18 protein-coding genes and 1 tRNA gene are annotated in these 21,594 nt (G+C 71.8%); 10 read left to right on the top strand and 9 right to left on the bottom strand.

Features of this window, described 5'->3' with window-relative positions; all coding sequences use genetic code 11:
- The first annotated feature begins 149 nt into the window (after positions 1 to 149).
- Together ACQXVK_RS10360 and ACQXVK_RS10355 are read left to right on the top strand one after the other, a co-directional pair.
- Positions 150 to 1,142 (top strand): alpha/beta hydrolase, encoded by a 993-nt coding sequence (locus ACQXVK_RS10360; protein ID WP_402267389.1) that lies wholly within the window; start codon positions 150 to 152, stop codon positions 1,140 to 1,142.
- A gap of 25 nt (positions 1,143 to 1,167) precedes the next feature.
- Positions 1,168 to 1,719 carry a GNAT family N-acetyltransferase gene (locus ACQXVK_RS10355; RefSeq protein WP_430853512.1) on the top strand — a complete coding sequence of 184 codons (552 nt, stop codon included), beginning with the start codon at positions 1,168 to 1,170 and terminating at the stop codon, positions 1,717 to 1,719.
- Positions 1,720 to 1,761: 42 nt separating this feature from the next.
- Here ACQXVK_RS10355 and ACQXVK_RS10350 read toward each other — a convergent pair whose 3' ends face one another.
- The 3 genes from ACQXVK_RS10350 to ACQXVK_RS10340 all read right to left on the bottom strand — a co-directional run bounded on the left by ACQXVK_RS10350 (position 1,762) and on the right by ACQXVK_RS10340 (position 4,500).
- Entirely contained in the window at positions 1,762 to 2,133 is a 372-nt protein-coding gene (locus tag ACQXVK_RS10350; protein ID WP_430853511.1) for a VOC family protein, read from the bottom strand.
- 95 nt (positions 2,134 to 2,228) lie between these two features.
- Positions 2,229 to 2,924: a helix-turn-helix transcriptional regulator gene (locus tag ACQXVK_RS10345; RefSeq protein ID WP_430853510.1), complete on the bottom strand. Its 696-nt coding sequence runs from the start codon at positions 2,922 to 2,924 to the stop codon at positions 2,229 to 2,231.
- Positions 2,925 to 3,018: 94 nt separating this feature from the next.
- Positions 3,019 to 4,500, bottom strand: a complete 1,482-nt coding sequence (locus tag ACQXVK_RS10340; RefSeq protein ID WP_430853509.1) for a mannitol dehydrogenase family protein — start codon at positions 4,498 to 4,500, stop codon at positions 3,019 to 3,021.
- Between the two features lie 146 nt (positions 4,501 to 4,646).
- Here ACQXVK_RS10340 and ACQXVK_RS10335 point away from each other — a divergent pair, with 146 nt between their 5' ends.
- From ACQXVK_RS10335 to ACQXVK_RS10310, 6 genes are all read left to right on the top strand, one after another.
- The gene (locus tag ACQXVK_RS10335; protein WP_022905330.1) at positions 4,647 to 5,285 is read left to right on the top strand and encodes a TetR/AcrR family transcriptional regulator; all 639 of its coding nucleotides are present in this window, start codon (positions 4,647 to 4,649) and stop codon (positions 5,283 to 5,285) included.
- A 74-nt stretch (positions 5,286 to 5,359) separates the two neighbouring features.
- Entirely contained in the window at positions 5,360 to 7,996 is a 2,637-nt protein-coding gene (locus ACQXVK_RS10330; RefSeq protein ID WP_430853508.1) for an MMPL family transporter, read from the top strand.
- Positions 7,997 to 8,280: 284 nt separating this feature from the next.
- Positions 8,281 to 8,724 (top strand): MarR family winged helix-turn-helix transcriptional regulator, encoded by a 444-nt coding sequence (locus ACQXVK_RS10325; protein ID WP_430853507.1) that lies wholly within the window; start codon positions 8,281 to 8,283, stop codon positions 8,722 to 8,724.
- A gap of 69 nt (positions 8,725 to 8,793) precedes the next feature.
- Complete coding sequence (locus ACQXVK_RS10320; RefSeq protein WP_022905332.1) at positions 8,794 to 9,012, top strand: hypothetical protein; 219 nt, start codon at positions 8,794 to 8,796, stop codon at positions 9,010 to 9,012.
- 52 nt (positions 9,013 to 9,064) lie between these two features.
- Positions 9,065 to 10,159, top strand: coding sequence for an alkene reductase (locus ACQXVK_RS10315; RefSeq protein ID WP_430853506.1), 1,095 nt, complete (start codon positions 9,065 to 9,067; stop codon positions 10,157 to 10,159).
- A gap of 283 nt (positions 10,160 to 10,442) precedes the next feature.
- Entirely contained in the window at positions 10,443 to 10,892 is a 450-nt protein-coding gene (locus ACQXVK_RS10310) for a hypothetical protein (protein WP_430853505.1), read from the top strand.
- Positions 10,893 to 10,960: 68 nt separating this feature from the next.
- Here ACQXVK_RS10310 and ACQXVK_RS10305 read toward each other — a convergent pair.
- The 3 genes from ACQXVK_RS10305 to ACQXVK_RS10295 all read right to left on the bottom strand — a co-directional run bounded on the left by ACQXVK_RS10305 (position 10,961) and on the right by ACQXVK_RS10295 (position 13,359).
- A tRNA-Arg gene (locus ACQXVK_RS10305) sits at positions 10,961 to 11,033 on the bottom strand.
- Between the two features lie 88 nt (positions 11,034 to 11,121).
- On the bottom strand, positions 11,122 to 11,907 hold the full coding sequence (locus ACQXVK_RS10300; RefSeq protein WP_430853504.1) for a dienelactone hydrolase family protein: 786 nt from the start codon (positions 11,905 to 11,907) through the stop codon (positions 11,122 to 11,124).
- A 27-nt stretch (positions 11,908 to 11,934) separates the two neighbouring features.
- A complete protein-coding gene (locus tag ACQXVK_RS10295; protein ID WP_430853503.1) occupies positions 11,935 to 13,359 on the bottom strand; it encodes a glucose-6-phosphate dehydrogenase in 1,425 nt (474 codons plus the stop codon).
- Between the two features lie 81 nt (positions 13,360 to 13,440).
- Between ACQXVK_RS10295 and ACQXVK_RS10290 the strand changes: the two genes are divergently transcribed.
- Positions 13,441 to 14,610: a Gfo/Idh/MocA family protein gene (locus ACQXVK_RS10290; RefSeq protein ID WP_402267426.1), complete on the top strand. Its 1,170-nt coding sequence runs from the start codon at positions 13,441 to 13,443 to the stop codon at positions 14,608 to 14,610.
- Positions 14,611 to 14,744: 134 nt separating this feature from the next.
- Positions 14,745 to 17,081, top strand: a complete 2,337-nt coding sequence (locus ACQXVK_RS10285; protein ID WP_430853502.1) for a bifunctional metallophosphatase/5'-nucleotidase — start codon at positions 14,745 to 14,747, stop codon at positions 17,079 to 17,081.
- A gap of 306 nt (positions 17,082 to 17,387) precedes the next feature.
- Here ACQXVK_RS10285 and efeB read toward each other — a convergent pair whose 3' ends face one another.
- The 3 genes from efeB to efeU are packed head-to-tail and all read right to left on the bottom strand — an operon-like array spanning position 17,388 to position 21,581.
- Positions 17,388 to 18,785, bottom strand: a complete 1,398-nt coding sequence (gene efeB, locus ACQXVK_RS10280; protein WP_430853501.1) for an iron uptake transporter deferrochelatase/peroxidase subunit — start codon at positions 18,783 to 18,785, stop codon at positions 17,388 to 17,390.
- Entirely contained in the window at positions 18,782 to 20,005 is a 1,224-nt protein-coding gene (gene efeO, locus ACQXVK_RS10275) for an iron uptake system protein EfeO (RefSeq protein WP_430853500.1), read from the bottom strand. The genes efeB and efeO overlap by 4 nt, the downstream gene beginning before the upstream one ends.
- Positions 19,992 to 21,581 (bottom strand): iron uptake transporter permease EfeU, encoded by a 1,590-nt coding sequence (efeU, locus tag ACQXVK_RS10270; RefSeq protein ID WP_430853499.1) that lies wholly within the window; start codon positions 21,579 to 21,581, stop codon positions 19,992 to 19,994. The genes efeO and efeU overlap by 14 nt, the downstream gene beginning before the upstream one ends.
- Positions 21,582 to 21,594: the final 13 nt, after the last annotated feature.

The raw sequence follows: 21,594 nt of genomic DNA, 5'->3' as shown, positions 1-21,594 counted from the left end.
CGTGTGGATCCCCGCTGCTGCGGTCCCCGGACCCTCCCAGCCGTGTTCGGACGACTCCCGGGACTTCGCCGGGGAATCCCACCAGAGCGGCTGGGAAGGTCCCGAGGCGGTACGGATCGTTACGGAAGGCGGGCGGATACGCTCGACGGATGGCGGACCACGGCTGGCGCGAGGACGTGCTCGGGGCGCCGTTCGAACGCCTCGAACTCCCGCTCGGCGACGACCACGAGGGACCGGTCGTGGCGACGCTCGTCCGCCGACGCCGCACGCCGGCGGATCTCCTGCTGCACGCGCACGGCCCGTTGCACGGTGTCGACGTGCTGTACGTGCACGGCTGGTCGGACTACTTCTTCCAGGTCGAGCTCGCGGATCGGATCGAGCGGCTCGGCGCCCGGTTCCACGCCCTCGACCTGCGCAAGTACGGGCGGAGCCTGCGGCCCGGGCAGACCCCGGGGAACGTCGACGACCTCGCCACCTACGACGAGGACATCGCCGCCGCGCTCGACGCCATCGCCGCCGAGCACCACGGCGAGACCGGTCGTCGGCTCGTGCCGATGGGACACTCCACCGGCGGACTCACCCTGTCACTCTGGGCGGCACGGCACCCCGACCGGGTCGACGGCCTCGTCCTGAACAGCCCCTGGCTCGAGTTCCAGGCGAAGGCCGTCGGCCGTGCCCTCGTCGCCCCGGTCGTCCGGCTCGGCGCCCGACGGAACCCGCTCGCGCCGATGCCCGCCGTCGACCCGGGCTTCTACACCCGCACGGTGTCCGCCGCGGGCGAGGGCTCGTGGACGTACGACCAGCAGTGGCGACCCGACCGCGGCTTCCCCCTGCACCCGAACTGGCTCGCGGCGGTGTTCGACGGGCAGGCCACGGTCGAGGACGGCCTCGGCATCGAGGTGCCCGTGCTCGTCCTCCTGAGCGACAAGAGCATGCTGCAACCCCGGTGGGACGACGGCATGGCACGGGCCGACGTCGCCCTCAACGTCGATGTCGTCGCACACCGGGCCCTGTCCCTCGGCAGCGAGGTCACGATCCGCCGACTGCACGGGGCCCTGCACGACGTCGTGCTCTCCGTCCCCGAGGTCCGGGAGCACGCGTACGACGCGATCGACCGCTGGGCGGCGTCCCTCCCCCGCTGACCGAGCCGCCGCTACCGTGGCCTGCATGACCGCCGTCACGCTCGTCCGTCTCGACCCGACCGGCGCCGACCGCGCCGACCTGATCGCGTTCCTCACGAGCGAGGAGTTCCCGTTCCACGTCCGGCGCACCATCGCCCGCGCCGACGCCGAGGCCGCGGTCGACGCCGGCGCCTACCGTGACGGCGAGCACGACACGTACTGGCTCGAGCACGCCGAGCTCGGGCGGGTCGGGATCGTCCGGCTCGAGGACCTCGAGGACCCGGTGCCGCTCTTCGACCTCCGCATCGCCGGCCGGTTCCGCGGCCGTGGCCTCGGTGTGCCCGCGCTCCGTGCGACGACGGACCACGTGTTCACCACCCTGCCCGCCGTCACGCGCTTCGAGGGGCAGACGCGCGAGGACAACGTCGCGATGCGGCGCGTGTTCGTCCGTGCGGGCTGGGTGAAGGAGGCGCACTACCGCGAGGGCTGGCCAGTCGAGGGTGGACACCCCGTCGCGTCCGTCGGCTACGGCGTGCTCCGGCGAGACTGGGAGACCGGCACGACCACGCCGGTGCCGTGGGACGACGACGAGCGCTGACCGTCCCGGTTCGCGATCCCCGGGATCCCCGAACCGGAACGGTCACGCGGGACGGCTGAACAGGTTCACCAGCGTGCCGTCCGGGTCCCGGACGAGCGCGGACCGGTTGCCCCACGGCATCGTCGTCGGCGGCAGCACCACGTCGCCGAGCCCGTCCTGCAGGCGACCGAAGGCGGCGTCCACGTCCGCCACGAGGAACTCGACGATCGCACTGCCCGCGACACCAGCCTGTGGCGCGTCGACGCCGAGCATCGCGACCGTCGCCGGCGTCGCGAGCGCGAGCACGAGGCCGCCGGTCACGATCTCGGCGAAGACCGGGGCCGGACGTCGGGCGGTGGTGCCGGTGACGCGCTCGTAGAACGCCACCATCCCCTCCAGATCCTCGGTGATGATGCGGATCGATGCGAACTCCACGGTGTGCCTTCCCGGGTGACCTCCGTGGCCACCCGGGGACGAGCATCCTCGGCGTCCGCGACACCGTCCTGTCGGTGTTCCGGCAGATCGGTCCGTCAGTCTCCGAGGACGGGTCGGAGCACCCCGTGCGGGATGTCGAGTTCCTCGATCCGGACGACCCGCGGCGGCGCGGCCTCGTCGGTCTCCTCGACGGCCAGCACCCGATCCCCGCGGAAGGCCCGGACCCCGTCGCGCAGTCGGCACCAGGCGACGAGGTACCAGTCCTCCCCCTTGCCGACGTACCCGAGCGGTTCGACCGTGCGGTCGGTCTCGGTGCCGCTCGCGTCGCGGTACCGCATCCGCACCACGCGTCCGCTCGTGAGCGCCCCCGCGAGGGCGACGGGTCCCGGAGTCCGGTCCCCCGCCTCGAGCAGGAGCACCCGTGCGGCGAGTCGGGCCGTCCGTCGGGCGTCGTCCTCGGCGAGGACCGCGGTGACCTTGCGCGCCGCGCTCCTGGCGGCGTCGCGGAAGGGGCTCGCACCGAGGGTCCCGAGGCCGATCGCCACGGCGAGCGCCTCGTCCACCGTGAACCCGAGGGGCGGGAGCGTCGCACGGGCGTCGATGGTGTACCCGCCGGTGCGTCCCGGCTCGGACCAGATCGGCAGGCCGGCCTCCTGCAGCGCGCGCAGGTCCCGCTCGACGGTGCGGACGCTCACCCCGAAGTGCTCGGCCAGGCGACGGGCGCTCCGCCGGCCGGGTGCCGCCGCGCGCAGCTCCTCGACGAGCGCGTACAGGCGGTCGGTCCGGTTCACGACGCGACCCTAGCGCCCTGGACGCACCACGGGACGGGCCTGGAGGCGCGGTGCGGGCCGGCACCGCGCCTCCAGGCCCGTGGACGGTCGCGTCTCAGGAACGCGACAGGCGCGTCACCGTCGCGTGCGCGCCGTCCGCGATCAGCCCGTCGAGGGCGTCGCGGTAGGCCGCGACGAACCGCTCGTCGTCCACCAGGTCCCCGAACACCTGCCGGTTCCGGATGAAGGCGAGCCGGTCGTCCCGCTGGGTGAGCGCGATGCGGTGCAGTTCGTCGGCCAGCCGGTCCACGATCCGGATCGGCTCGCCGGACTCGTCGGTGCCCTCGTCGTAGCGGGCCCACGAGGCCACGATGCCCGCGGACAGGGTGACGGGTCGGTCGGCGGCGAGGTTCTCGCGCACCACCGGCAGCAGCCACTTCGGGATGCGGTCGCTCGACTCGGCACAGAGGCGGGCGAGGGTGTCGCGGACCTCGGGGTTCTGGAAGCGCTCGATGAGGGTGGACTTGTAGTCCTCGAGGTCGATGCCGGGCACCGGGTGCAGGGTCGGGGTGCCCTCCTCGTCCATGTAGCGGCGCAGGAAGGTCGCGATCGCCGGGTCCTGCGTGGCCTCGTGCGCGTAGCGGTACCCGGACAGGTACCCGAAGTAGCACAGGCCCTGGTGGCTGGCGTTGAGGAGTCGGAGCTTCATGAGCTCGTACGGCTCGACGTCGTCGACGATCTGGACGTCGGCCTGCTCGTACGGCGGGCGGCCTGCCGGGTGGTCGTCCTCGAGCACCCACTGGAAGAACGGTTCGGCGACGACCGGCCAGGCGTCCTCGATGCCGAGTTCGTCGCGGACCCAGGCGCGGTCCTCGTCGGCGGTGACCGGGGTGATCCGGTCCACCATCGAGTTCGGGAACGAGACGTGCTCGTCCATCCAGTCGGCGAACGCCGGGTCCTGCAGCCGGGCGTAGGCGGTGAACATCTCGCGGGCGACGTGCCCGTTCCCCTGGATGTTGTCGCAGGACATCACGGTGAAGGGCTCCAGCCCACGGTCCCGCCGGCGCCGCAGGGCTTCGACGACGAGTCCGAACACGGTGTGCGGCGGGCCGTCGCCGCGCAGGTCGGCTGCGACGCCCGGCTCGTCGGCGACGAACTCGCCGGTGACGTGGTCGAAGTTGTAGCCGCCCTCGGTGATGGTCAGGCTGACGATCCGGGTGTCCGGGTGCGCCATCTTCTCGACGACGGCGTCGGGGTCGTCGACGGCGAGCAGGTAGTCGACGATGCTGCCGATCACGCGGGACTCGCGGGTGCCGTCGGGGTGCTTGAGGACGAGCGTGTACAGCCCGCCCTGCTCGGCCATCGCCGTGGCCATCCGGCGGTCCTGCTCGAGGACGCCGACGCCGCAGATGCCGTACTCGCGGCCCTCGCCCCGCTGGAGCAGCCGGTCGATCACCATCGCCTGGTGCGCCCGGTGGAAGCCGCCGACGCCGAAGTGCACGATGCCGGCCGTGATCCCGTCGCGGTCGTAGGTCGGGACGGCGACACCGCTCGCGGCGATCTCGTCGAGGGTCTCCGGGGACAGGCGGACGGGCATCGGTACTCCTTCGTACGGCGGAGGTGCTCGGCCCAGTCAACCACGTGCACATCGGTTCAGAACCGCGTTTCCGTGTCGGGGGACGTCCCTGAGGATGCACTCCAGATCGTTGCACCGAGTGCATCGATGCACCTAGTGTCGTCGTCGTGACCCTGTCGATCGACCGCCGCGCTGCCCTCAAGGCGAAGCACCGCGCGGCGATCCTGCGGGCCGCTCGCGACCTGATCGACGAGCGCGGTGGCCGCGAGTTCAGCGTCGACGACCTGGCGTCCCGGGCCGACATCGCTCGCCGGACGGTCTTCAACCACTTCGGGTCTCTCGACGAGGTCCTGCTCGCCGTCTGCGAGCAGGAGCTCTCGGTCATCATCGACCGCTTCCTCGCCGACATGGCGAAGACCCCGGTCGGCGACGGCAGCCGCTCGTCGATGTTCGACGAGCTCGAGTCCGCCGCGCGCGGTGCCGACCTGGCGCCCGCGATCGCCGGGATGTACCGGATCCTCGGCGACCCCGGCAAGGACGACCCCAAGGCCGCGGTGCTCACCCAGACCGCCTTCGCACGGGTCACCGAACGGCTCCGTGACGAGGTCGCCCGACGCCACCCGGCCGCCGACGCACTCGACGCCGCACTCCTCGTCGAGTCCCTGATGAGCGGGATCGTCGTGATCGCCGACCACTGGCTCACGACGACCGGACCCCGCCTCGACCCGGACGCGATCGACGCCTGGGACGCCCTGCTCGCACGACTCGTGCACAGCGTCCGCAGCGGCTACATGGCCGACGACTGACACCTCCCTCCCCAGGGGTCCACCGGCGCACCCCGCACCACAGCAGCTGACAACGAAAGGATCGGGGCAACCGCATGGCCGGTCTCCTCTACCGTCTCGGACGGTTCTCCGCGCGACGCCACTGGCTCGTGATCATCGCCTGGATCGTGATCATGGGCATCGCCGGTGTCACGTACTCGCTGTTCGCCGGCACCATCTCGTCGTCGATCACGATCCCGAACACCAAGACGAGCCAGGTGCAGGACGAGCTCGCCGACAAGTTCCCGTCGGCGAACGGCGGCACCGGCACGATCGTCTTCGAGACGACGAACGGCAAGGCGTTCACGGACACCCAGAAGTCCGACGTCGCGGACTTCCTGCAGAAGGTCGAGCAGCTCGACGGCGTCAAGGGCGCCACGAGCGGCTTCGACACGCAGCAGCAGCTCGACGACCAGCGGCAGAAGATCGTCGACGGCCGCGAGCAGATCACCGACGGCCGCGCGAAGATCGAGAGCGGTCAGAAGGAGCTCGACGCGCAGCAGTCGCAGTTGGCGTCCGCCAAGGAGCAGATCGCCAGCGCGCAGGCCCAGCTGGACGCGAAGAAGGCCCAGGCCGAGGCAGCCGGAGCCGCCGCCGCGGCCGCCGCCCAGGCGCAGCTCGCGCAGGCGCAGGCGCAGATCGACGCGCAGCAGCAGCAGATCACCTCGGGCGAGCAGCAGCTCGAGGCCGCGCAGCAGCAGATCGACGCGAACACGAAGAAGCTCGACGCGAGCGAGCAGGAGCTCGAACAGGGCTCGAAGCTCCTCGACCTGTCGAAGGACATCCGCTTCGTGTCGTCGAACGGCAGCGCCGTCATCGGCACCGTGCAGTTCACGAAGTCGACCTACGAGGTCCCCGCCGACACGAAGACCCAGATCGCCGACGACGCCGAGTCGGCCGACATCGCAGGCGTCGACGTGTACGTCTCGAACGACATCGCCCAGGGCGTCCCGTCGATCCTCGGTCCGGGCGAGATCGGCGGCGTGATCATCGCCGCGATCGTGCTGTTCCTCATGCTCCGCACGATCATCGGCGCGGCCGTCCCGCTCGTCTCCGCCGTGCTCGGCGTCGGCGTCGCGTCCCTCGCGGCCCTGTCGTTCTCGAGCCTCGTCGAGTTCATCTCGGTCACGCCGGTGCTGGGGGTGATGCTCGGCCTGGCGGTCGGCATCGACTACTCGCTCTTCATCCTGAACCGACACCGGACCCAGCTGAAGCAGGGCATGGGCGTGCACGAGTCCATCGGGCTCGCGAACGGCACCTCCGGCAACGCCGTGGTCTTCGCCGGCGCGACCGTCATCGTCGCGCTCCTCGCGCTGAACATCACGGGCATCCCGTTCCTCGGTCTCATGGGCACCGTCGGCGCGGTCGCGGTGTTCTTCGCGATCCTCATCGCGACCTCCTTCACCCCGGCGCTGCTGTCCCTCATCGGCATGCGGATCCTCCGGAAGAAGGAGCGCGCGAAGATCGGCAACACCGACTCGACCCGGGTGCCGAACAAGCCGATGTCGACCTGGCGCGCGGTCATCACGCTCGTCGCCGGCGTCGCGGTGCTCGGCACGATCGCGCTCCCCGCCACGCAGATGCGCCTCGGCCTGCCGACCGGTGCGTCCGAGTCGGTCGACTCCAGCCAGTACAAGGCCTACAAGGCCCTCGACGACGAGTTCGGCGCCGGCCAGAACGGCCCGCTCCTCGTCGTCGCGACCCTGCCGGACGCGGTCAGCAAGGACGACGTCACCGCGACCGAGGTCACCATCGGCGAGGCGATCGCGAAGAACGACGACGTCACGGCCGTCCTGCCGATCGGCGCCTCGAAGGACCGTGACATCATCGCGTTCCAGGTGAAGCCCGCCGGCGGTCCGGACAGCGTCTCCACCGAGACCCTCGTCAGGGACCTCCGCGAGCAGACCGTCTCCACCGACGACGGCAAGGTCACGCTCGGCGTCGCCGGCAACGCGTCCGCGAACATCGACGTGTCCGAGAAGCTCTCGAACGTGCTGCCGCTCTACCTCGTGGTGGTCGTCGGGCTCTCGCTCATCATCCTCATCATCGTGTTCCGGTCGTTCCTCGTGCCGATCACCGCGACGGCCGGCTTCATCCTGTCCGTCCTCGCGTCGTTCGGTGGCCTGACCGCGATCTACCAGTGGGGCTGGCTCGGCAGCGTGTTCGGGGTGCACGACCCCGCACCGATCCTGAGCTTCCTGCCCATCATCGAGATCGGCATCCTGTTCGGACTCGCGATGGACTACCAGCTCTTCCTGGTGTCGGGCATGCGCGAGGCGTACGCCCACGGCGCGAGCGCGAAGGTCGCGGTCCAGCGCGGACTGCACGCCGGTCGCGCGGTGGTCACGGCGGCCGCGATCATCATGATCTCGGTGTTCGCGGGCTTCATCTTCTCGGACTCCTCGACCATCAAGCCGATCGGCTTCGGGCTGGCGTTCGGCGTGCTCATCGACGCCTTCGTCGTCCGCATGCTGCTCATCCCGGCCGCGATGCACCTGCTCGGCGAGAGCGCGTGGTGGTTCCCGAAGTGGCTCGACCGGATCGTGCCGGACGTCGACGTCGAGGGCGCGAAGCTCGAGCGGTCGCACCCGACCGGCGGGCGCGAGAGCACCCACACCGGTTCGCACGCGCTGCCGGTGGAGCCGGACGCGAACGCGCATGAGTCCGGGCACCCGCCGGCGCACCGCGCGTAGTCACGGCGCGACCACCCAGGAGGCGCGGGTCGACCCACACGGGTCGACCCGCGCCTCCTGTGCGTCGCGGCCGGCGCCCGTCTGCCGAGCCGGAACGACATCGCCGATGTCGCACGACAGCGACGATGTCGTCACTCCGCGCGTGCAACAGTTGCGTCCGCCCACGAGCGACAGGACCGATGTCGTACGACGCCGACGATGTCGCAGGTTGCACGCGCGCCCCCCTCTCACGCAACCAGCCCCGCACCGCCCACTCGTTCGCGCACGAACGGTACAGTGGACGGATGACCGAGACCGACGTCGACCCGCTCGCCCTCGACCGCCAGCTCTGCTTCGCGCTCGCGGCCACGAGCCGGAGCGTCATCGGGCTCTACCGCGACCTGCTCGAGCCCATGGGCCTGACGCACCCGCAGTACCTCGTGATGCTCGCCCTGTGGGAGCAGGACCCGCGATCGGTGCGCGAGATCGCCCGCGAACTCCGCCTCGACTCCGCGACCCTGAGCCCGCTGCTCAAGCGCCTCGAGGCGTCCGGGTACGTCCGCCGCATCCGGAGCACCACGGACGAGCGCCAGCTCGAGGTCTCCCTCACCGTCGCCGGGCGCTCCCTGCGCGAACAGGCCCGGGCGGTCCCCCTCGCAGTCGCCGACCGCCTCGGCTGGCCGCTGGAACGCCTCGAAGCGCTGAAGGACGAGCTCACCGAACTGCTCGAGCGCGTCGACGCGGTGTGACCGATCCCGGGATCGGCGATGTGCTCCGCAGCCGTTCGTGGCACAATGGTTCGTGTACGAACGAAAGGGATGACCATGGGTCGCTTCGGGCAGTGGTACGAACGATGGAACAGCACCCTCATCGCCAAGATGGGTCCGTCGCAGATCGGCGCCGGGCACCCCGAGGGCGTCGACGACCGCACCGTCGACCGCGGTTGCCCGATCTGCGGCCAGCCCCTCTCGCTGCACCAGGTGATCCGACCCGAGGGCCAGGTGCGCTCGTCGACGCTCGTGTGCCCCAGATCCTGACGATCCGCACGGAGCGGGAATTGCACACGGCAACACCTCGTTCCATCCCCGCGTGAAGCTCTTCGAACCCGCCGAACTCGGCGCACTCCCCCTGTCGAACCGCATCGTCATGGCGCCCCTCACGCGCACCCGCGCGGGCGAGCACGGCGTCCCGAACGACCTGCTCGTGGAGCACTACGCCCAGCGCGCCGGCCTCGGCCTCATCGTCACCGAGGGCACCTGGCCCGTGCAGGAAGGCCGCTCGTACCCCGGCCAGCCCGGCATCGAGACCGACGAGCAGATCGCCGGCTGGCGCCGCGTGGCCGACGCCGTGCACGCCGAGGGCGGCCGCATCGTGATGCAGCTCATGCACGGTGGCCGCGTCTCCCACACCGCCATCTCCGCCACCCCGCGCATCGTCGCGCCGTCGGCGATCGCCGCTCCGGGGCAGACCCACCTGCCGGACGGCTCGAAGGCCGACATGCCCGTCCCGCACGCCCTGACCACCGACGAGGTCCACGAGGCCGTGCAGGGCTTCGTCCGCGCCGCCCGCAACGCGATCGCCGCCGGACTCGACGGCATCGAGGTGCACGGGGCGAACGGCTACCTCGTGCACGAGTTCATGTCGGCAGCGTCGAACACGCGCACCGACGAGTACGGCGGCTCGCCCGAGAACCGCGCCCGCTTCGCGATCGAGGTCACCACGGCCGTCGCCGAGGCCGTCGGCGCCGACCGCACCGGCATCCGCCTCTCCCCCGAGCACGGGATCCAGGGTGTCCTCGAGAGCGACCCGGCTGACGTCCGCGCGGTCTACACCGCCATCGCCGAGGGCCTCGCACCGCTCGGTCTCGCCTTCGTCGACGTCCTGCACGCCGAGCCGACCGGCGACCTCGTGCAGCACATCCGCCGGACCGCGGGCGCTCCGCTCGTCGCCAACTCCGGCTTCAGCGCGCTGACGACCCGCGACGAGGCGATCGCCCTCGTCGAGGGCGGTCACGCAGACGCCGTCGGGGTCGGTCGTGCGGCGATCGCGAACCCGGACCTCGCGTACCGCTGGGAGCAGGACACCGAGCTCAACGAGCCGCGTCCCGAGTTCTTCTACGGCGCGACGGCCGAGGGCTACACCGACTACCCGACGCTGGCCGAGGCGCGCGCGCAGGCCGCGTAGTCGACGCGCTCTGCTGAGGGACGGGAGGCGCGGTGCCAGCTGGCACCGCGCCTCCCGTCCGTCCGCGACGAAGTGCGCGGCGGAACGACGAAGGCCCCGTCGCGGTGCGACGGGGCCTTCATTCGGTTCGGTGGTGCTGTGCGCTCGAAGGGACTCGAACCCCGCTGGCGGGTTCGAGAGCCCAGCTGCCCTCGCGACGTTCGTGCGGGAGGACCTCGGCGCACTCCCTCCGGTTGCCGGAGCCGCTGGCCTGAACGGCACACGGCCGTGCGAGACTCAGCTCGTGACGCGGGCGAGTGAACGGGTGGCCGAGGAGTACGCACGGCTCGAGCAGGAACGTCGACGGGGTCGGGGCGCGCGCGTGGAGCGTCGGGTCGCGCTCGGCGCCGTCCTGGTCCTCTGCGCCGTCCCGGTCGCGTTGCTCGTGAACCTCGTTTCCACCCTTCGGCTCTTCGACGACAACGTCGAGGGACCGGCTGCGATCCGGACGTACGAGGGCCTGCTCGTGCTCGGCGTCGTCGCGTTCCTCGCCGCGCTGGTCACCGGGGTCCGACGGGGTCGGCGCGTCGTGGTCGTCGTCGCGCTGGTGATGGTGCCGATCGTCCTCGCCGCCGGGTACGTCGGCCAGGTGCCGCAGGGCCGGTGGCACCTTCCGGACGACTCCGACGGTCCCCGCAGGGACGTCCCCGCCTGCTTCAGCGGCACCGACAGCTGCGCGGAGTACGGCGGGTAGGCCGTCCGACGGAACGACGAAGGCCCCGTCGCGGTGCGACGGGGCCTTCGATCGGTTCGGTGATGCTGTGCGCTCGAAGGGACTCGAACCCCCAACCTTCTGATCCGTAGTCAGATGCTCTATCCATTGAGCTACGAGCGCGTGGCCTTGCGGCCGTGGAAGACTCTACAACAGCTGCGGCTCGGGCGCCAATCGAGGCCGCCCGAGCGCCCCCGTCGGCGTGTCGGCCTCAGTGCGCGGCGAGCTCCTCGTCGAAGACCTCGGCGAGGAACACCTCGAGCGCACGCCACGAGCGGCGGTCGGCGCGTGCCTGGTACTGGGCACCGTGGTCCGGCGCGTCCGTCCCGGGCACCGCGAAGGCGTGCATGGCGCCGGCGTAGCTCACGAGCTGCCAGTCGACCTCGGGTGCTGCACGCATCTCGTCCTCCCACGCGACGACGGTCTCGTCGGGGACGACCGGGTCGGATGCACCGGTGAGCACCAGCAGCTTCGCGCGGATCGCGGACGCGTCGGAGGGGTCGTGCACGATGAGGCCACCGTGGAACGACACCGCGCCGAGGAGGTCGGCTCCGGTGCGTGCGAGTTCGAGGGCCGCGGATCCCCCGAAGCAGTACCCCATCACGACGACCTTGGTCGGGTCGACGTCGGGGTCCTCGAGCAGACGGTCGAGGCCGGCCTGCACGCGGGCGCGCATGAGCGGGAGGTCCTGGTAGTACGACCCTGCGACCTCGGCAGCCGTGTCGTCGCCCGGCCGGACGCCCTCGCCGTAGACGTCGGCGCCGAACGCCACGTACCCGAGCCGGGCGAGCATCGTCACGCGGGCCTCGACGTGCTCGTTCACGCCGTGCCAGTCGTGCACGACGAGGACGGCCGGGCGTCGGCCCGCGATCGCGGCGTCCTTCGCCAGCACGCCGAGCAACGCGGTGCCCTCGTGGTCGTAGCGGACGGCGTCGACGCGCACGTCGGCTCCGGCGGGTTCTGGAACGGTCTGCAGGACGTCGTCGATCGTGGTCACGCCTCGGAACCTACGCCGCGCGGACCGTCAGCAGTCGATGTTGTCCCAGGAAACGGGTCCCTCGGAGCCCGCGGCGTACTCGTCCAGCGGTGTCTTCCCGCTGCGCCACGCCTGCAGGAACGGCTCGACGACCTTCCACCCCTGCACGGCGCTGTCCCCGCGGACGGAGAGGGTCGCGTCGCCCTCGAGCACGCCGGCCAGCACCTCGCCGTAGGCGCTCAGCCGTCCGGGGTTGAAGGTGACGTCGAGGCTCGTGTGGTCGATCGAGTACGGGTCGCCGGCCCCGTTCACGTTCAGCTCGAGCTGCATCTCGTCGGGGGCGATCCAGATCCGGAGCCGGTCCGGGAGCTCGGCGCCGGTGAGACCGACGGGCACGTGCGGCGAGTCCTTGAAGGTGATGACGATCTCGCGGCGCTGCGCGGCGAGGGCCTTGCCGGAGCGGAGCGTGAACGGCACGCCGGCCCAGCGCCAGTTCGCGATCTCGAGGGTGAGCTGTGCGAGCGTCTCGGTGCCGAGGTCCGGGTCCACGCCGTCCTCGTCGGTGTACGACGGCAGCGAGCGGTCGCCGATCGTCCCCGCGGTGTACCGGGCACGCTTGCCGGCCGCGACGACGTCACCGCCCCACGGGCGGACGGCACGGAGCACGAGCTCCTTCTGGGTGCGCAGGTCGTCCGCGTCGATCGAGGCGGGTGCCTCCATCGCGACCACGGCCATCACCTGCAGCAGGTGGCTCTGGATCATGTCGACGAGCGCGCCCGCCTTGTCGTAGTAGCGCGCACGCCCCTCGAGGCCGAGCGTCTCGTCGTAGACGATGTCGACGCGGGCGACGTGCGCGGACGACAGCAGCGGTTCGATGATGCGGTTCGCGAACCGCAGGCCGAGCAGGTTCAGGACGGTGGAGCGGCCGAGGAAGTGGTCGACACGGTGGATCCGCTCTTCCGGGAGGAACGAGTGCAGGACGTCGTTCAGGTGCTCGGCGCTCTGGGCGTCGGTGCCGAACGGCTTCTCGAGCGCCAGGCGGGTCCCCGACGGCAGGTCGAGCTCCTTCAGCACCTCGCAGCTCTTCTCGGTCACGGCGGGCGGCAGCGCGAAGTAGATCGCGGGGTCGTGCTCGCACACGCCGAGCAGGGCGCGCAGGTCGTCCGCGTCGGTGACGTCGGCCTTGCGGTAGCTCGAGGCGTCGATGACGTCGAGGAGCCGCTTGCTGAGGTGCTCGCCGCCGTCGCCAGCCCCCTCGTCCTCCTCGTTCTTCGACGCCTGCGCGTTCTCGAAGGACGTCCGGACCTGCGCCTTCCAGTCGGCGTCCGAGATGTCCTCCACACCGGCGCCGACGAGCTGGACGTCCCAGTCGTCCTTCACCTCGAGGAGGGTGGCGAGGCCCGGCAGCAGCAGTCGCTTTGACAGGTCGCCGCTGGCACCGAGGATGAGCAGGGAGGTCTGGAGGCTCGACATGCCCCAGAACGTACTCACGCGTTCCGGCGTGTGGCCGGGAGTCGTCGGTACGGTGGGTCCAGTCCGGCGCGAGGGAGCACCATGAGCAGTGGGTACGGAGAGCGACGCCTGCGCGTCGCCGTGGTCGGGACCGGCATGATCGCCGGGGTCCACGCGCGGGCTGCCCGCGCGGCCGGGGCCGAGGTCCTCGGCGTGCTCGGCCGGAGTCCGTCCCGTTCCGAGCAGGTCGCCGCGCAGCTCGACCTCCCCCGTGGCTACGCGTCGCTCGACGAGGTGATCGCGGACGCTCCGGACGTCGTGCACGTCTGCACGCCGAACGACCAGCACCACCCGCAGGCGCTCGCGGTCGTCTCCGCCGGCATCAACGTGGTCTGCGAGAAGCCGCTCGCGATGGACACCGCCGAGGCCGACGAACTGGTCGAGGCCGCTCGTCGGGCCGGTGTCGTCGCGACCGTGCCGTTCGTGTACCGCTACCACCCGATCATCCGCGAGATCCGCGGTCGCATCGCCGACGGCGACCTCGGACGACTCCTCGCCGTGCACGGCCACTACCTGCAGGACTGGATGCTCGACGAGGACGCGTCCTCGTGGCGGGTCGACGCGGGGTCCGGCGGCCTCTCGCGGGCGTTCGCCGACATCGGGTCGCACTGGTGCGACCTGGTCGAGTTCGTCACGGGTGAGCGGTTCGCGTCGGTGTCCGCGGCGACCGACATCGTCTACCCGACCAGGCCGGCGGCGTCCGGTCCGTCGTTCTCCGGCTCCCCCGATCCCGACCCGGTCGCCGACGCCTCGCAGCGCGCCGAGGTGACGACCGAGGACACCGCCGTCGCGACCTTCCGGACCGGCGCCGGGCGCATCGGCAACGTGGTCATCTCGCAGGTCGCGTCCGGTCGGAAGAACCGGCTGTGGTTCGAGGTGGACGGCACCCGCGGGTCCGCCGCCTTCGACCAGGAACAGCCCGAGTCGGCGTGGTTCGGCAACGAGCGGGGTGCGCAGATCGTCGTGCGGGACCCGTCGCTCGGCGTCCCGGACCAGCGCCGGCTGGCGGTCGTCCCGGCCGGGCACCCGCAGGGCTACCTCGACGCGTTCGCCGCGTTCGTCGCGGACACGTACGAGGCGGTCCGGAGCGGGCCCGACCCGGAGGGCTGGCCGGACGGGCTCCCGACGTTCGCGGACGGGGCCCGGGCCGCGCACGTCATCGACGCCGTGGTCGGCAGCGCTGCCGACGGCACGTGGCGGGAGATCCCGTGACGAGCGGGACGCCTGACGCCTGACGCCTGACGCCTCCAGCGGCGTGCGGCCCGCGTGTTGCGTGTGTGAACACCACGTGACGTGTTGCGGCACACCCTGGCGCGTCGCTGTACGAGTTCATAGGTTCGTGGGCGATGAACGCTCACACCTCCTCGCGCCGACGACGGCGCCTCGTCGGTGGCGCAGCACTCGCCACCGCCGGCGTGCTCGTCGCCCTGTCCGTCCCGTCCGCCGCGCTGGCCGCCGACGGGGACACCACGATCGACCTCTACGACGTCAACGACTTCCACGGCCGCATCGCGCAGTCCATCAGCACGCCGCCCCGTGACGGCGACGCCGCGGGCGCGGCCGTGCTCGCCGGGGCGCTCGACGAGCTCCGGGGCGACGACCCCACGACGAGCGCGTTCGTGAGCGCGGGCGACAACATCGGCGGCTCGACCTTCGAGTCCTTCATCCAGGACGACCAGCCGACGATCGACGTGCTGAACCAGATGGACCTGTCGGTCAGCGCGATCGGCAACCACGAGCTCGACAAGGGCCAGGACGACCTGCGCGACCGCGTGATCGGCGGCCAGGGCGAGGGTGTACGCAAGGCCGAGTGGGACTACGTCTCCGCGAACATCCTGGACAAGGCGACCGGCGAGCCCGCCTTCGCCCCCTACGCCATCGAGGAGATCAGCGGCAAGCGCGTCGGCTTCATCGGCGCCACGGTCGACCTCGTCGGGCAGGGCCTCGTGAGCCCGGACGGCATCCAGGGGCTCGAGATGGGCGACATCACGACCGAGGTGAACAAGGTCGCGGCCGACCTCACCGACGGTCTCGACGGCAACGGTGAGGCCGACGTCCTCGTCCTGCTCGTGCACGACGGCGCCGAGAGCAGCGCCGCGACGGACCTCGACGGCGACTCCGAGTTCGCGAAGGCCGTGCGGGGCGTGGACCCGCGAGTCTCCGCGATCCTGTCCGCCCACACGCACCAGACGTACGTGCACTGGGTCGCCCCGACGGGGAGCGACGTCGAGCGTCCGGTGATCCAGACCGGTTCGTACGGCTTCAACCTCGGGCACGTGCAGCTGCAGGTCGCGGCCGACGGCACGGTCACCCCGTCCGTGGCCGAGAACATCCGGCTCGTCGACGGCACCTTCACACCGGACGCCGACGTGCAGGCCACCGTCTCCGCTGCCGTGGCCGAGGCCGACGAGCTCGGTGCCGTCGAGCTCGGCACGGTCGACCGGGACCTCAAGCGCGCCGTCCAGTCGAACGGTTCGGAGAACCGCGGCGGCGAGTCCACCATGGGCAACTTCGTCGCCGAGGTGCAGCGCGCCGCGACCACCCGACAGGGCTCGCAACTCGCGTTCATGAACCCCGGCGGGCTCCGCGCGGACATCGCATCGGGCGCGGTCACCTACAAGGAGGCCGCGGTCGTCCAGCCGTTCGCCAACACCCTCGTGGTCCTCGACCTGACGGGCGCGCAGATCCGCCAGGCGCTCGAGGAGCAGTGGCAGCCGACCGGGTCGAGCCGGCCGTTCCTCAAGCTCGGCGCCTCGGACGGCTTCGGGTACACCTACGACCCGGACGCAGCCGCGGGCTCGCACGTCACGACGATGACCCTCGACGGGGAGCCGATCGTGGCCGACACGACGTACAAGGTCACGGTCAACTCGTTCCTCGCCGGGGGCGGCGACAACTTCGCGGCGTTCACGCGGGCAGCGGCCAAGCAGGACAGCGGGACGGTGGACCTCGAGGCACAGGTCGAGTACTTCCGGGCCAACCCCTCGGTGGTCGTCGCGGACGACCAGCGCTCGACCGGCGTCCGGACGACCGCGACGCCCGACGGTGGGTTCCAGCCGGGCGACCGGGTCACCATCGAGCTCTCCTCGCTGACGTTCAGCAACGAACCCGACCAGGGCGGCACCGTCACGGTCAGCGCGGGTGGGGAGGAACTCGACCGCGCGGCGATCGACACGACGATCATCGACACCACGGACGAGCAGGGACGGGCGACCCTGTCGTTCCTCGTCCCCGGCGCGACCGCGACCCCCGCGACCGCGCTCGGCCGGGCAGCCGCGACGACCACCCTCGCCGCAGCCGTCGCCCCGGCGGCCACGACCGACGAGCCGCTCGTCGTCACGCTGCCGGACGGGCAGACGATCACGCTCGCGGTGACGATCCCGGTCGCCGCAGCCGTCGACCCGACGGACCCGACGGACCCGACCGATCCCACCGACCCCGGCACCCCTGGGACCCCGGGAGCGGGCGGCGGAACGGGTGACACGGTCAGTGGCGACACCGATGGTGACGGCATCGTCGACGGCGCGGTCCCGGCGAAGGCCGGTGGCGCGCTCGCCTTCACCGGCGCCGACATCGTGGCCCCGGCCGTCGCGGCGGGCCTGCTGCTCCTCGCGGGTCTCGCGGCGCTGGCGCTCGTCCGCCGGAAGCGCGCCGAGCCGGAGGCGACGGACCTGACGGACTGACGCCGCGCCTCCCGGCCATCGAGCGGGTCGTCCCACCCACGTGGGGCGACCCGCTCTCGTGGGTCCAGGAGGCACGGTTCCGGCCCGCAGGACCGACACACGGTCCGCGGGCGGCCGGGACAACGTGTCCCATCACGGTGGTTCCCCGCTGGACCGGCGATCTGCGGGGTACGCTCAGCCCTGTCGCATCGCGACGCGTCGCGCTGGGTCGCCTCTCATCCCGGACGGTGGTTCCGACCGGGGGACTCCGCGACGCGGGTGCTCTCCGTCTCCAGGGAAACGACGGAGGGCACCCATCTCACGTCGTCAGCGGAAGAGCTGCTCGCCGATGTACGAGCCCTTGCGCGGCGCCGGAGGGACGGCGAACACCGCGCTCCCGATGTGCGACACGTACTCGTTCAGCCGGTCCGAGGCGCCGAGCTTCCGCTGCAGCGTCGTGAAGTGCGCAGGGTCGTTCATGTACGCGGCGAAGAGCAGCCCGGCGTCGAGCTGCCCGTACTGGTTCAGCCCGTCCGTGTAGTTGTAGCCGCGACGGAGGATCTTGACGCCACCGTTCGCCTCGTGTGCGGCGAGCGCGATGTGCGACTTCGGGTCGATCTTGGTCGTGCCGTCCCGGTGCGCGGCGTCGAAGTCCGGCGTGGTGTGCTCGGTGCCGCCCGAGAGCGGAGCGCCCTCGATCTTCGTGCGTCCGAACACGCGCTGCTGGTCGCTGACGACGTCCGCGTCCCAGATCTCGATGTTCATCCGGATCTTCCGCACCACCTGGTACGTCCCGCCCCGCATCCACCCGGCGCCGGGACCCGGTTCGTCGAGCCAGACGAAGCGGTCGTAGTCCTCGTCGGTGGTGATGTTGCGGGTGCCGTCCTTGAAGCCCATCAGGTTGCGGGGCGTCGACTGGTCCGGACCGGCCGAGGCCCGGCCGAAGCCGAGCACCGTCCACCGGACGGTCGCGGTGCCCCTTGCCATCCGGGCGAGGTCGCGGACCGCGTGGTACGCCACCTGCGGGTCGTCCGCGCAGGCCTGCAGGGACAGGTCCCCACCGGTGAGGCCGGCGTCGAGGTTGTCGCTCGGCAGGGTCGGGATCGCGGCGAGGTGCTCCGGTCGCTTCGACGCCAGGCCGAACCGCTCGTCGAAGAGCCCCGGGCCGAGGCCGACCGTGACGGTCAGGGACGCGGGACCGAGGTCGAGCGCCTCCCCCGTGTCCGCGCCGACGCCGTCGCCGTGCGCGGGTTCGACGCTGCCGACGGTCTTGCCGGCCTGCAGCTGCGCGATCGACGCCGACCACCTGGCGAGGAGCACCTGCAGGTCGGTCGTCACGGTCGACGACAGGTCGAACGTCATGAAGACGCAGTAGCGCTGCGGCGCGGTCCGGACACCGCCCTGCGGCTGCCGCGCGGCGGTCGCGTAGAACGGGTGGCTCTGGGAGAGGTCGATCGACTCGTCGCCGTTCGTCGCCGCGGTGAACGGGTTCACCCCGGTCGCGGCGGTCGCCCCGGCCACCCCAGCCGCCGCGCCGATGCCGGCTCCGGCCGCCGCGACGCCCGCGGTCACGCCGGCGCCGAAGAGCCCGCGCCGGGACAACGACGCCGGGCGCGCCTGGTCGCGGGGCTGCTCGTCGGGCGTGGTCGTCACGTCGTCCGGGGTCGTCACGGCGTCCGGGGCTGTCGCGCCGTGCGGGGTCGTCGCGTCGTGCGGGGTCGTCACGCCGTGGCGACCTTCTCGGCGAGGCGGGACAGCGGGTCCTGCAGCGCCTGGACCTGCTGCGAGATGGTGTTCGCGTCGGACGCCTTGGTGGCGGCGTCCCAGGTGGCGAACCCGCCCAGGTCGTCGGCGTCGCGGTAGCCGTCCATGAGCGTGTTCGTCCGGTCGAACTGCGTCGCGATCTGCTTCGTCAGCGTCGGGTCGAGCTTCGTCAGGCCGGGCTTGAGGTACGCGAACGCCTGGCGGGCACCCTCGACGTTGGCGGCGAGGTCGACGAGGTCGATGTGGCTGTACGCCTCCTCCTCGCCGGTGATCTTGTTCGACTGGACCTCCTCGAGCAGGCCGGCGGCACCGTTCGCGAGGTCCTCCGGCTTGTAGTCGAGGGTCGGCACGAGCTTCGCGAGCAGCTGCACGTTCTCGGTCAGGTCGGCGGCGGTCTTCTTGGTCGACGCGGTGATGGCGCCGGCCTGGAACAGGTCCTTCTCGACCGCGTGGAACCCGCTCCACCCGACGGCCGGGTCGAGGTTCGAGGCCCGCATGTCGATGAGGTAGTCGAGGTTGCCGGCGTTGTCGGTGGCCTTGTAGCCCTTCTTCACGAAGCCGTCGACGTCGCTCTCGACGTGCTCGTAGAACGGACGGGCGTTCGCGTAGTCGGTCTTCGCGGCGGCGAGGTCGCCCGCGTCGACGTCCTTCTGCAGCTGCTCGACCGCGGCGACCATGTCGGTGACCTGCCCGTCGACGTACTCGGCGTAGCCCTTCGTGCCCTCGTCGAGCAGGGTCGCGGCGCTGCTGTTCGCCGTCGAGGTCACCTTGCCGGTGACGGTGAAGTCGGTGAGCTCCCGGTCGGCCCCGGGGCAGTACACCTGGTACTTGCCGCCGGTGAGCGTGGCCGTGAACGTCACGGCGGCCAGCCCGGGCGCGAGGTTCTCCTTCTCGCCGAGGATCCGCTGGTCCTGCAGCAGCTCGACCTCGGTGATCGCGGTCGACGACTCGTTCTTGACGGTGAACGTGACCGGCCCGGCGGGGACCTTCGTGGTCGACACGGCGCACGTGTCGGAGCCGTCGTTCGTCAGCGTGACCGAGACGCGGGACACCGTGCCGGAGCTGCTCGCACCGTCACCGGCCGTCGTGGACGAGTTCGCGCAGCCGGTCAGGGCGAGGGCGGTGACGACGCCCAGGGCGCCGAGGGTGGTCAGGGGGCGGGTAGTCCTACCGAACGGCATACTCAGGGCTCCTCGTGGGGTCGTCCGCGGGTGGGCCGCGCGACGGGTCGGTTTCGGGGGTGTGGGTCGTGGGGGCCGGCCGGCGACGGCGATCGCGGAGCGCGAGCAGCGCCTGGGCAGCGGCGGCGACGCCGAGGGCGATCGGCAGCCAGGCCTTCCAGAGCAGCAGTTCCGCGGTGCGGCTGTCCGCGGACGCGACGGCCGTCGCGGACTGCGCGACACGCGTGGCGGGGACCGCCCAGACGGTGCGGTCCAGGGTCGTGGTGCGAGCGGACGGGAGGCCCCCACCGGCGATCGTGAGCACCGTGCGTTCGGTGCGGCTCGCGTCCAGGACCCCACCGCGGACCGTCCACAGGGTGACGGTGTCGCGGACCACCCAGCGGGCCGTGAACGGCCCGGGGTTCGTGCTCGGCGAGACCCCGACGGGGACGCGCCCGAACAGGTCGACCAGGTCATCGAGCGTCAGGCTCGACGGCCGCTGCGCGGCCGACCCGTCCTCGGTCCGCCGCCAGCGGTCGGCGGTCACGCCCTGCCGGGTGACGCTCCGGTGGGTCGACGCCGGGAAGGCGACCCGCGCCTCCCGGCCCGTGCCGCTGGTGCGCATGGTCGCGGTCGCCCCGTCGACCTGTGCGGTGACGGAGCCGGCGCCGCCCGTGACGGCGGTCGTGTGCGGCAGGTCGACGCTGCCCGTGGGGACGGCGATCGCGAGCGTCGCGGCGGCGACGGCGAGGACGGCGGCCACGGCGGTCCGGACGGCCGGCACCCGGGTGCGGGACGGCCGCCAGGCGCGCGGCCACAGCGAGATCGCGAGGACGGGGACGACGTAGAGCACCCAGCCGAGGACCTCGATGACCCGGGGGTCCGGCGGGATGCCGAGGACGCCGGTGACGAGGGCGCCCTGCACGGACCCGTTCGGCGCGAGCCAGCCGAGGTCGACCGTGCGCTGCTGCCCGATGACGACCCAACCGGCCTCGTGCGCGCGGCGGAGCACGGTCAGCACGAGCCCGCCGGCGACGAACACGAGGAAGATCCCGGTGCCGGTGAAGAACTTCGACAGGTTCAGTCGGACACCGCCGGTGTAGATGCCGTACCCGACGACGACGGCGCCCGCGATGCCGATCACCGCACCGAGTGCCGCGAGCCCGGTGTCGGACGAGGCCTGGAACGTCGCCAGCAGGAAGACCGCGGTCTCGAAGCCCTCCTTGAGGACGGCGAGGAAGGCCATGCCGGCGAGGGCCCAGGCGGTGCCGCGGCCGAGCGCCGCGGTCGCACTCGCCTCGAGCTCCGTCGTGAGGCTCCGCGCGTGCGAGCGCATCCAGACGATCATGCCCGTGACGAAGACGACGGCGACGATGCCGATGATCGCCTCCATGCCCTCCTGCTGGGCCTGGGGCAGGGCCTGCTCGACGACCTGCAGGCCGAAGCCGACGGCGACGCTGAGCACCACGGCGACCCCGACGCCGAGCCACATGGGGGCGAGGGGGACGCGGTTGCGACGGAGGAACGCGGCGATGATGCCGACGATGAGGGTCGCTTCGAGGCCTTCGCGGAGGCCGATGACGAGAGTGGCGAGCATGACGAAGGTGAGG

Source organism: Curtobacterium sp. AB451 (assembly GCF_050585845.1).
GTDB lineage: Bacteria > Actinomycetota > Actinomycetes > Actinomycetales > Microbacteriaceae > Curtobacterium.
The sequence above is the reverse complement of the archived record's forward strand: the minus strand, read 5'-3'. Positions and strand labels throughout refer to the sequence as shown.